Source organism: Psychrobacillus faecigallinarum (assembly GCF_014836595.1).
In the GTDB taxonomy this organism is placed as follows: Bacteria; Bacillota; Bacilli; order Bacillales_A; family Planococcaceae; genus Psychrobacillus; species Psychrobacillus faecigallinarum.
Window position 1 is genome coordinate 74,707 of sequence record NZ_JACSQO010000004.1, and the last position, 11,756, is coordinate 86,462.

Consider the following 11,756-nt stretch of genomic DNA (forward strand, 5'->3'; position numbering starts at 1 on the left):
CAAAGAAACATATTTTTAATGGTATTGATTTACACTTTATTGGAAGCGAGGTTAAGTCTATGAGTTTGACACCAAAACAAAGAATCGAGTTACATGGGTTTAATAATCTAACGAAAACATTAAGCTTTAATATGTATGATATCTGTTATACGAGAACCAAGGAAGAAAGGGAAAAATATATAGAATATATTGATGAGCAATATAACGCTGAACGCTTAACTAATATACTAACCAAAGTATCCGAAATTATAGAAGCGAATATATTAAATATTGCACAGCAGGATTACGAGCCGCAGGGTGCAAGTGTAACCATTTTAGTATCGGAAGGACCTGTCGATCAAACACCGATAGAATCATTTAAGCAATCTCCGGGGCCAATACCAGAAACTGTACTTGGTCACCTAGATAAAAGCCATATTACTGTTCATACTTATCCGGAATATCACCCGGATGAAGGAATCAGTACTTTTAGAGCAGATATAGATATTTCTACTTGCGGAGAAATTTCTCCATTAAAAGCACTAAATTATTTGATTCATTCCTTTGAAACTGACGTGATGGTCATGGATTATCGAGTGAGAGGGTTCACGAGAGATGTGAAAGGCCATAAATTATTCATAGATCACGATATTAATTCCATTCAAAATTATATCCCAGATGCTTTGCAGGAATTTTACCATATGATCGATGTTAACGTTTATCAGGAAAATATTTTTCATACTAAATGTAAGCTAAAGCAGTTTGACTTGAATAATTACCTATTTGGCTACAACGAAGATGAACTTTCAGAAGAAGAAAAAATATTGATAACGAAAAAGCTAAAAACAGAAATGGACGAAATCTTTTACGCAAAAAACATGACTCGATCAGATTAAATTGAAAAAAGCTCTGAGTAAATCACTCAGAGCTTTTCATTTGTGTGAAGAATGGACTTTATGACCGGATAGACCAAGTTTATGACCGGATAGAAAAATTTATGACCGGATAGACCAGGTTAATGACCGGATAAAAAAATTTATGACCGGAAAGAAATTTTATAGCCGAATAAACCAGTTGTAAGACAATAGTCATAAAAAAGGTTGATTTATCATTTAATGTTCAGTGAACTACTTAGACGACTCTTACTTCATGAAATAATATGGCTGAAAATTAATATTCAGAAATATTCGAAACATTATAACCCTTTCTCCGTAAATGTTAGAAAGGGGATGAAAAGATGGACTTTTTAATAAACTTCATAATTATTACTTTGTTTATTAGCCCAATTATTGCACTCATTCACGAAGCTGGACACGCATTTTTTTTGAAAATATTTGGTGCGAAAGTAAGTGAGTTCTCTATAGGGAATGGTAATACACTTTTACAGATAAATAATTTTCTCATAAAAAAAGTTTACTTCTTTGGAGGAAGAGTTTTTTCAGAAAACCATGAGAAATTAAGTAAAAGCCAAAAAACATTTTATTACTTAGGGGGAGTTTTCTTTAACTTTATTTCTGCTATAGTACTTCACTTATTAACTGGTTATGAATTCCTAGTTTTTAGAAACTATTTGGATAGTTTTATTTTTGTATCGTATCTAACTGTTTTAATCAATCTAATTCCACTTAATACAATAATAGGTGCTACGGACGGTAAACAATTAATAGAACTATATAAGAATTAGTTAGAAGTTAATAGTAAAAACATATTGGAATAGACAGGATATTTCTGGAATGATAAACTTTAATGACCATACAATATTGGACGGCAAAGTGTAATGCTACCTTTATTTTGGATAAATTTTAATGGGAGTAGCTGCCAATAACATATACCTATTTTTAAATTTGTTTTTGTCTATAAAATGACGTACAAAATTATGATAGGAGTGTAATAATGATTGAATTAGACACAGAAAGATTAATATTAATTCCACTGACTGCAGAAAATCTAAGATTACTAATTGATAATCCAAAGAAAATGGAACAGAGTTTATCTATCAATGAATCAAATAGATTTCTTAGTTCGGATCTTAAACAAGCTATGGAAATTAGACTTTCAAAACTGTTAAGTGATGAAGAAAATTATATTTGGTATACCAATTGGTTAATCGTTTCGAAAGATCAAAACTGTAGTGTTGGTGGAGTAATGTTAAAAGGTCTTCCTAATGAAAATGGTGAAGTAGTAATAGGGTACTATACTCTTCCAGAATATCAAGGGAACGGCTATATGACGGAAACTATTAATAACATGAAAAACTGGTTGCTAGATCAGGCCGATGTTATGTATGTTATTGCTGATACGGATAAAGACAATATTCCATCGCATAGAGTTTTAGAAAAATGTGGGGCGAAAATTTATAAAGAAACAGATGAATTATATTTTTGGAGATTTGTTTAAAATAAATTAACGTAGGATGAAACGAGGCATCATTTGGCAATGGTGCCTCGTTTTTTTGTATTATTACCAAGGTCTATAGCATTAATAGTTGTTCCCAACATTCTAGTTCTATTATAGGTGCATAAGTAAATATGAAATTTTGAAAAGTAGAAGTATAACTGAGATTGTGATTTTTAATTGAAGATGTGTTTCATTTCGATGATTTGTTTATCAGTGTGAAATATTAAAATTCTACTAACGAAAAAGTTTAGTATAAGAGGTTGAATATAATATGCTTTATTCTGTATAATAATTCATATAAACGGACATATGAGGGTATTTATTTTTACTTTTGAGAGAAGTGTTCATTGTGAGTTTGTATTTTGCTTATGTAATGGTGGGACTTGCCATTGCAATGCCTGTAGGCGCAATTACAGTCGAAATGACGAAGCAAGGATTGAAAAATGGATTTATACATGGATGGGCAGTAGGGTTAGGTGGTATGACAATTGATTTTGTGCTAATCATTTTACTATCAACAGGACTTGCTTCTATCTTAGCGCTGCCTATTATCCAAATTCCGATGTGGCTTATTGGTGCTCTGTTTTTATTGTACATAGGTTACGATTCAATTAAAAATGCTGATAAAGATATTACTTTATCTGGAGAAAAAGTAACAAAGTCTTTTTTTAGTTCATTTAAGAACGGACTTCTTGTGGCCATATCTCCAGGGAATCTAGTTTTTTGGGTAAATGTATTTGGAGTAGTACTTGCTAAAAACTATGCCAGCGATGAAAGTCATTTTTTCATTGTTGCATTAGGAATTTTAAGTGGAATATTGCTACACGACATTGGATTACTCACTATTATATCGATTACAAGGAAAGCACTAAATAGAAATATGATTAAATGGTTAACAATAATATCGGGGATATTATTAATAGGTTTTGCGGGATATTTTGTTTATGAGTTCATTCAAAGTTTGAAGTTATATATATAATACTTTTTCACGAACGGGTGCTGAAGTTACACAAGACCATCATTATCGATGGTCTATTTTTACATTATAAATAACAAGTAGAATTCGTTGAACCACTGTGAAATGTTACAGGTTAGTTGAACAAGCTGATAAACTTTTTGCAATGAAAATATGAAGTAGATGAGGTATGTATGGAATGGGAGAAGAGGAACTTGTATTACTCTTTAAAAATGGAGTTTCTGATTTTAAAAGATGGGCTCGCAAAGCTGATAAATCCTCTGAAGAATGGGAAACAGAATACCCAAACTGGAACTGGCAATACCACGACACAGGAAATTTACTTAAAGAGTTATCAGTTGAGCGATGGAACGAAGAACTTATTGAAGATTTTCTTTATATACTAGCAAGAGATAATGAAGTCGAGAATATCATAGAAAACCTTATAGACATACCTAATCAACTTTTATCATTAACTAAGTATGCTTTAATTTATAGTGATGCCGATGCAAAATGGCAAGTTGCTTATGGTCTCGGAGAAATCAAGGGAGATAACTTATTGATAAGAATGTATTTAAGTGATTTTCTAAATGATGAACAGGAGTATGTGCGAAGGCGTGCTTCCTTTGCTTTAGATAAACATGGAACACAATAACTAACTTATGATGTGTTTAGTTTTATGAGCTAATTAGTAAACAATATTGGTCAACATACGGTTTGGTACTATTTCTCATTGTATGATTAACATTATATGGAGAAAGCAAAAATAAAGAATTTTTTTCTCTTGTGATGTATATTGATTATTGAGGAGGGATCATTCTTGACTAACGAAGAAATAAACAAACTATCGGATGTATTGTTACAAAGTCTGTATGAGTATCATTTTTATCAATACCCTCCGTCATAAATTTTAATTGATTATCTTTTGTTGTAATAGTTGGTGTTAATAATTCAATACTTCCGTTTCCAGTTTCTTGTTTAATAGCAATTTCATAATTAGCTCTTTCACTTGAATCTATAGAATTTTCTATTACACCTGAACATCCAGGTAATGTGATACCAGCAGAAAGAATAAAACTTAATCCAATTACCTTTTTCATGAGATTACCCCCCTTGACTTAATATCGTGATATGAAAAAAATGAGCAAAGAAAGAACAGGCATAATACCCGTTCTTTTCGTGTTCAAACTGTTATACAACCGGTTCGTCTGTTCCCCATTGTTTTTTCTTTTGCTCGACGTCTATTTCTCCACCTTTTTTCTTCATGCTTCGTTTCATAATGACAAACCAAAGCTGTGCAGAGATATAAATGGATGAATATGTTCCTGCCAATAAACCTAAGAACAGTGCAAATGAGAAGTTTCGAATTGCCTCTGCACCAAATAGAAGTAGGGAAACAACAACAAATGCAATATTCAACACAATGTTTACTGAACGAGCAAGCGTTTGACGAAGTGATTTATTTACAATTTCCGCTAACTCATTTTCATTATTAATTTTCTTCACTCGATTTAAGTTCTCACGTATGCGGTCGAACGTTACGATTTTGTCGTTTATCGAGTACCCGACAATTGTTAGAACAGCAGCAATAAAGGTTAAGTCAACTTCAAAACGAGTAAAACTGAAAATTGCTACCATGAGAATGATATCGTGTAAAACACCAAGGATCGAAGCAATCCCCATTCTCCATTCAAAACGAATTGCTACATAGATAATAATTCCAATTGCTGCATAGATTAATGCATAAATCGCGTTTCTTATAAGTTCTTTACCGACTGTATTTGAAACTGCACTTATATTTGGCTCAATTCCAAACTCAGCCTTCATTTCTTTTTTCAATTTCAAAATTTCATCTTGAGAAAACTCATCTACATAACGAACAGCGGCGATATTTTTCGTATCACCAGAAATAACAATATCGTCAGATGGATAACCTAAGTTTTCCATATAAGTTAAGACTCGTTCTTCAGTTAGTGGCTCGTTTGTTAATACCTCAACTCGTGTTCCACTGGCAAAGTCAATACCTAAGTTTAATTTAAATATACTTAATATAATTACTCCAATTAAAATAAAAATAATCGAGAAGGTGAAATATCGTCTACGTGAGTGCACGAAGTCAAATCTATCAAAATTTGTTGAAAGATCAAGTGAACTGACATTTTCTTCAATCGAATGAACTTTTGAATTTCTAACACCGAACCAACCAATTTTATTATCGAAATATCCACTTCGAATAAGTAATCCAAGTAAAACTCGAGACCCCCAAACAGCAGTAATGAAGCTGACTAAAATACTGATAATTAAAATCGTTGCAAATCCTTTTACAGAACTTGTCCCGAAGTAGAACAATACGACTGCTGCAATTAGTGAAGTTACATTCGCATCAAGAATGGCAGACCATGACGATTTTGTTCCTTCTTCGAAAGCTTGTTTAACAGTTTTACCAATTCGAATTTCCTCTCGAATTCTTTCAGCAGTTAAGATATTCGCATCAACTGCCATTGCAATCCCTAAGACAAGCCCAGCAATTCCAGGTAACGTAAGAACTCCGTTAATCCAATCAAATACTAATAAATTTAAATACACATAAACAACTAACGTAAGATTTGCTACAATTCCTGGTAGACGATAGTAGAACATCAAGAATAGTAAAATAAGTACTGCTCCAATAATTCCTGCATTGACCGTCGATGATAATGCATGTTCACCAAATTGTGCCCCTACGGATGTCGAATAAACTTCAGTTAGTTTAACAGGTAAAGCACCAGCGTTTAAAACACCTGCTAAATTCTTTGTTTCTTCAACTGTGAAGGATCCTGAAATTTGAACCTCTGAAGTATTCAAAACTTTACTTACTTGAGGTGCAGATATAAATTTAGGTTTTTCTTTTGATACTTCTTCTTTGAAAGAATCAACACCCTCTTCAAAGTCCAACCAAATTACAAGGACGTTGTTTGGAGCTTTAGCAAGAATATCTTGTGTTACTTGAGCAAATTTATTTGCGTCCTTTAATTGTAATGACACGATAGGTGCTCCATTTTGATCGAAAGAATCATTTGCACCGCCCTCTTTCAAGTCATTCCCATCAAGCATTAAGTTATCATCAGCGTCACGGAATGTTAAATTTGCTTCTGTTGATAATAATTTACGTGCAGAGGCTTCATCATCAACGCCAGCTAATTGAACTCGAATTCGATTTCCTTCTTCTACTTCAATAACCGGCTCATTAACACCTAATACGTCAATACGATTTAAAAGCGCATTTGCAGTAGCCGCTACATCCTTTTCGGTTATTTTGGGGCCATCTTTCAGAGGTTCAACTTGATATAAAACTTCAAATCCACCTTGTAAGTCTAAACCTAATTTAATATCGTTTAAGATTCCCTTTGTCGTCGTGCTCATAGAAGCACCTAATACTACGATAACAAGGAAAAATGCGACAATCCGCCATCTTGTCTTCATATGTAATTCTTCCTCCTCGCTTTAAGTAACGCACAAATCTATAACAAACGAGCGCAGCTTAAGAACGTCACATTTATTTGATAACCTCTTGAGTTACATACAACAACTTTTAAAGATAACCTTTTAATGTTTGCGCCTGATATGTATAAATGATGTCCAACTTATGTATTTAAAGTAAATATACAACAATTTCATTATGAAACACATTGAAAAAAGAGTCAATTTTACTTTAAAGAATTAATAAACTAGAAAGCGAGTTAATCCAAGAAAATAACTCTTTATGTTGTTTACCGAGTACTTTACTTCAAGAGGGAGTAAAGCTTTATTTATTGACCTAAGCAGAAGCTTAGATAAGCTTAAAAATAAACTGGATTTTTTAAATAAAAATGGGAAAAATGAGTAAAATTGCAACTTAAATTTATTTTAAACGTATTAAAGGAAGGTTAGTACAAAGTGGCAATAGGGTCCATTAAAATAAGGAGAAATAATAGATTTTTTAAATGGTGGGTGGAGAAATAACGAAATAGGGGGCAATAACTAAACAAGATATTCATTTATCTGGGCGTTTTGTTTAATGTGAAATACACCTATTGTTTTTGGAATATTATGTTATCATATGGATAGCAACGAAGTGTTGTTATCAATCCTTTTAGCATAATACACTCCCATTGAAAAAGGTTATGTTATTGAATGCTTCAATTCTACTGTGTTTTAAAGCCTTCATGATTGAGGCCTAAACAACAAACAATACTTATTCTGATAGTTTACATTCTTATTGTGCTGACGATGGCTTCAGTGTAGTAGAGAGCTGAAAATCCAGCTCTCTTTCATTTTGTGGCAGTTTTCCTTGTTCAATGGGAGAGTAGTGGAAGGGCAATTATTTATAAAGTCTTCTAGTCAAAGAGCGCTATTATGGACTAATGAAAAAGCCTAATTTCCCATTTTTAATACTATGAAATTGATCTAGTAACAGTTGGATCTGGATTGAAATAGTTTCAAAAATAGTATTTTTGGATGTCAAATTGTGTAGTAGGTTACTTATAAAAACAATAAAGGAGTAGTTTAAATATGTTTATTCCAAAATATTTTAAAGTCACAGACATGGATGGATTGAAATAGTTTCAAAAATAGTATTTTTGGATGTCAAATTGTGTAGTAGGTTACTTATAAAAACAATAAAGGAGTAGTTTAAATATGTTTATTCCAAAATATTTTAAAGTCACAGACATGGATGAAGTCAAAGAGTTTATTCAAGCGAACTCTTTTGGAACACTCGTTACAACAAAACAAGGGAAACCTATTGCTACACATATACCTTTGGAGTATAGAAAAAAAGGCGATGAATATTATATTACTGGACATATGGCATACGGGAATCCTCAGTGGAGAACATTCGAAGCATGTGAGACCGCACTTGTTATTTACCAGGGGCCGGATGCGTATATTACTTCTTCATGGTATGGTCATGAAAATGTTCCAACATGGAATTACCAAGCTGTACATGTATATGGAAAACCGGTTATTTTAGAGCAAGAAGAGTTAGAACATGACCTGGTTATGTTACTAGAAAAATATGAAAAACATCGAAAAAATCCAATTTTATGGGACAAACTTTCACCGGGGCTATTGGAAAGGGAACTTAAAGGTATTGTGGGATTTAAGATTAAAGTACAAGAAATACAAGCTGCTTATAAACTAAGCCAGAATCGAAATGAAGAGGATTACCGCAACATCATTGAACAACTACAGAAGGAAGAAAATTTGAATTCTCATCAATTGGCGAAAGCGATGAAAATAACAAAAAATAAGGGGAATTAAGAAGTTGTTTTGTGAAGATTTCCCTTGTACTAATGGATGGTTTAGTCAAATGAGCGAAGGATTATTCCCAATTTAATAGAATTATAAACATAGGGTGTTTTACAAATCGTGCAGGGTTAGTTTAATAAGAAGGTATTTAAAATGTACGTTAAAGTCATATCATTTGGGGATTCATTGAATGTAAATTGTGTAGAAAGGGGCGGTTACATTGAGGAAAGCAATAAAAATAGGTATTATTTTTGTTTCTATTTTGCTTTCAGGATGTAATACGAACAAAATAAGCAATGCTGAATTTACTAACACTACACCTGCCAAAATTAAAATAGAAAATTTAACCTATTTAATGACCGATGAAGTTTTAGCTACTAACGAGGTTGAAGTACAAATAGGCAAGATCACTCGAATACAAGAAATTGTGTCGTACTCTGAAGACGAAAACCCATATAAAAGCCCCAGTAAAATTTTTAAAATAATTAATACTGATATCGAAGAGTCCATAGCTATTAAAGTTAATGACATGTTATATAAAGCATATATGGAATGAACTTAGTAAAATTTTTGAAGTTAGATGAAATTCCTTATTGAACTACCATGAAAAGTAATTTCATCAATTACAGGGCTTAAAAAGAGCTCTGCTTAATCGTTATGAAAAAGAGAAGAGAGGACTTTAATAAGTCTATTGATTTCAGTGGACTTCTAGTATTGGCTCCTATAACCATTTTCATTTTCTGTGGTGCATAATTATTGTGTACCACATGAATGGCAAACGGGTTCTTTACTTCAAGAAGATTTTAAGCTTTTTCTATTTCAGCAAAGTAGCAGGGGAGTTGTATAAAGATTATTATCACAACTTCCAGAATACATAGATATGTGCAATAGTTTGGAGGAAAAGAATGGGGAATTCATTATTAATGACAATTAGTGCATCTTATACATTGAATTTTCTGATATATATCCAAAATATTTATCTTAATCAAAGTCAGAGTATAAAAGAATGCAAATACCCTTTTTTTCCATCAAAAATAACTTATAATGATGACTTTGAATTAAAATATAAAGAATTATGGGATGAAGTTGCAGAAATTATAAGTAAGTCTAAACCCCAAAGTAACGATATGAAGATATTTTACGAAGAAATGGATTTATTTTATCAAAGATTATTCGTAATTAATTCAGAAAACTTTAAGAAATATACTGAGATTTACGAGTCATATCTAGTATGGTGGGAAAGCACTGCCGGTCAGTTTTGCGTAGAAAAGTCTATCGATGAAAGAGGCCAAAAGCTATATGTAGAATTAGCAAAATCATTGAAGCAAAATGGGATAGAATCTCAAAGAACGTTGAATATTTGCTTGGTTTATGATGAATGCCTATTAGCGAATGCAGAAGTCTCTTCTTATTTTGCTGTTCTTCCAATAAATAATTTTTTTAGCGATTACAGAAATTTGGTGCCTAAATTAATAGGTTGTTTTTACTAAGCTATGGTGTGCTTAAGTTAAACATAGTCATCATATCGATGGTCTATCCTTTATAAACTAATGAAGCAGCTTAGCTCAATAAGGTCGAATCCTTTTTAATTTATATGCTTGAACAAGGAGGTTGCTTTTTGGTGCAAGAAATAGTAATAGACGCTGATTTGGACTCATTAGAAAAGAGGACAAATATTATGGCAATATTAACTTTACTATTGATTATCATCGTTACTTTCCAGAGCAAGAGTGGTCAGACTTTCTAGTTATCATTTTAACTTGGTGGATTAAATCCTGTAAGGGGATTATTATTTCTGAAATGGGAAATGGTAATTGACTACTGTCGCAATATGCTGAAAATAAAGATGGAACGAAAGGTACTGGTATTTAAGATGAAAAAAATTAAGTATTTAGCCTTTGGGATTAGTATAGTTTTATTATCATTCTATCTTTATAAGAATTTCATATATTATAGTATTCCTTTCAACCCTATTAAAGAGTACGCATCTGAATCCAAGATTGATTTTTTTATGACAAAAAATATCCCTGATGGTGAAGGAATCAATACAAAATGTAAGGATACAAATACTTGTGACTTAGTTTTGGAATATTTTAGTGATCTAAAATTAGTACCTATAAAGGATAAAGCAGCATATGAGATGTTTAAATATGAAAATAGCACTTTTTATACAGGAATGTTGACGTTTAATGAATCGGATAAGATATTAATCTCGGATATATCTATAGACTCGCCTAATCTCCTTCATATCAGTTCTTCTATAGATGGATTCAAGAGTGGATATTATAAAATTGTGGATTCTACTTTTGACTATAACTATATTTATAATTTAATTAGTGAGACTGAGACATGAAACTTTGTTGCTCTCCATTAGTTACCTTTCCGCCCGCCCCTTAGCAACCCCAGAAAATGTTATAAAAAAAGAAAGATTTTGTCTTTAAACCGACCTTATAACTGGGAACTCTATTTTCTTATTCAACTAAAGCAGCAGTGTAGTTGAAGGAGGGATAGACAACTTCTTTATAGAAGTTGTATTCTCAGCAAGAAAATAGTGGAGGGGATTAAATGAATGTTGAGAAAATATATGGTGATTTACCTATCTTAGAAACAGAACGTCTTATTCTTAGAAAAGTCACTTTAGAAGATATTCAAGATATGTATCTATATGGTTCAGATGAAGAAGTATCTAAGTATGTAACTTGGAATACCCTTGAAACGATATCTGATACAAAAGGCTTTGTTGAATTTGTATTGAACAAATATGAAAACAAGCAGGTTTCACCGTGGGGAATTGAATGCAAGGAAAATGGAAAATTTATCGCGACTATCGATTTTGTTTGGTGGCAACCAAATAATAAAACTGCTGAAATCGGATACGTTATTTCAAAAGATTATTGGAGAAAAGGTTTAACTAGTGAAGTAGCGAAAGAAATAATAAAATTTGGTTTTGAAAAAATGGATTTAGTTCGTATACAAGCAAGGTGTGATGTAGAAAATATCGGATCAGCACGAGTAATGGAAAAAGCAGGAATGTCTTTTGAAGGGATCATTAGAAAAGGTATATTTGTGAAAGGAATGCATCGAGATTTAAAAATGTACTCTATCTTAAAGGAAGAGTTTAATTATTCCAATGAAACTCGAACTTGAAGATAAAATT

12 protein-coding genes and 1 pseudogene are annotated in these 11,756 nt (G+C 32.1%); 11 read left to right on the forward strand and 2 right to left on the reverse strand.

Annotated elements, in window-relative coordinates:
• The first annotated feature begins 59 nt into the window (after nucleotides 1-59).
• The 5 genes from speD to H9650_RS09670 all read left to right on the forward strand — a co-directional run bounded on the left by speD (nucleotide 60) and on the right by H9650_RS09670 (nucleotide 3,986).
• Nucleotides 60-875: an adenosylmethionine decarboxylase gene (gene speD, locus H9650_RS09650; protein ID WP_144537200.1), complete on the forward strand. Its 816-nt coding sequence runs from the start codon at nucleotides 60-62 to the stop codon at nucleotides 873-875.
• A gap of 341 nt (nucleotides 876-1,216) precedes the next feature.
• Nucleotides 1,217-1,663 carry a site-2 protease family protein gene (locus H9650_RS09655; protein ID WP_151109967.1) on the forward strand — a complete coding sequence of 149 codons (447 nt, stop codon included), beginning with the start codon at nucleotides 1,217-1,219 and terminating at the stop codon, nucleotides 1,661-1,663.
• A gap of 209 nt (nucleotides 1,664-1,872) precedes the next feature.
• Nucleotides 1,873-2,376, forward strand: a complete 504-nt coding sequence (locus H9650_RS09660; protein ID WP_191697066.1) for a GNAT family N-acetyltransferase — start codon at nucleotides 1,873-1,875, stop codon at nucleotides 2,374-2,376.
• A 349-nt stretch (nucleotides 2,377-2,725) separates the two neighbouring features.
• The gene (locus H9650_RS09665) at nucleotides 2,726-3,355 is read left to right on the forward strand and encodes a LysE family transporter (protein WP_144537198.1); all 630 of its coding nucleotides are present in this window, start codon (nucleotides 2,726-2,728) and stop codon (nucleotides 3,353-3,355) included.
• 175 nt (nucleotides 3,356-3,530) lie between these two features.
• Nucleotides 3,531-3,986 (forward strand): hypothetical protein, encoded by a 456-nt coding sequence (locus H9650_RS09670; RefSeq protein ID WP_191697067.1) that lies wholly within the window; start codon nucleotides 3,531-3,533, stop codon nucleotides 3,984-3,986.
• A 226-nt stretch (nucleotides 3,987-4,212) separates the two neighbouring features.
• Here H9650_RS09670 and H9650_RS09675 read toward each other — a convergent pair.
• Nucleotides 4,213-4,431, reverse strand: a pseudogene (locus H9650_RS09675) (hypothetical protein); the annotation flags it as partial.
• Nucleotides 4,432-4,522: 91 nt separating this feature from the next.
• Nucleotides 4,523-6,793 carry a protein translocase subunit SecDF gene (gene secDF, locus H9650_RS09680; protein WP_154310864.1) on the reverse strand — a complete coding sequence of 757 codons (2,271 nt, stop codon included), beginning with the start codon at nucleotides 6,791-6,793 and terminating at the stop codon, nucleotides 4,523-4,525.
• Between the two features lie 1,194 nt (nucleotides 6,794-7,987).
• Between secDF and H9650_RS09685 the strand changes: the two genes are divergently transcribed.
• The 6 genes from H9650_RS09685 to H9650_RS09705 all read left to right on the forward strand — a co-directional run bounded on the left by H9650_RS09685 (nucleotide 7,988) and on the right by H9650_RS09705 (nucleotide 11,746).
• Nucleotides 7,988-8,611 carry an FMN-binding negative transcriptional regulator gene (locus H9650_RS09685; protein ID WP_191697068.1) on the forward strand — a complete coding sequence of 208 codons (624 nt, stop codon included), beginning with the start codon at nucleotides 7,988-7,990 and terminating at the stop codon, nucleotides 8,609-8,611.
• Between the two features lie 208 nt (nucleotides 8,612-8,819).
• Complete coding sequence (locus H9650_RS09690; RefSeq protein WP_191697069.1) at nucleotides 8,820-9,155, forward strand: hypothetical protein; 336 nt, start codon at nucleotides 8,820-8,822, stop codon at nucleotides 9,153-9,155.
• Nucleotides 9,156-9,504: 349 nt separating this feature from the next.
• Nucleotides 9,505-10,089 carry a hypothetical protein gene (locus H9650_RS09695; protein ID WP_191697070.1) on the forward strand — a complete coding sequence of 195 codons (585 nt, stop codon included), beginning with the start codon at nucleotides 9,505-9,507 and terminating at the stop codon, nucleotides 10,087-10,089.
• A 128-nt stretch (nucleotides 10,090-10,217) separates the two neighbouring features.
• Nucleotides 10,218-10,346, forward strand: coding sequence for a hypothetical protein (locus tag H9650_RS20645; protein WP_263619332.1), 129 nt, complete (start codon nucleotides 10,218-10,220; stop codon nucleotides 10,344-10,346).
• Between the two features lie 126 nt (nucleotides 10,347-10,472).
• Nucleotides 10,473-10,952 (forward strand): hypothetical protein, encoded by a 480-nt coding sequence (locus tag H9650_RS09700; RefSeq protein WP_191697071.1) that lies wholly within the window; start codon nucleotides 10,473-10,475, stop codon nucleotides 10,950-10,952.
• A 212-nt stretch (nucleotides 10,953-11,164) separates the two neighbouring features.
• Nucleotides 11,165-11,746, forward strand: a complete 582-nt coding sequence (locus tag H9650_RS09705; RefSeq protein WP_191697072.1) for a GNAT family N-acetyltransferase — start codon at nucleotides 11,165-11,167, stop codon at nucleotides 11,744-11,746.
• Nucleotides 11,747-11,756 lie beyond the last annotated feature (10 nt).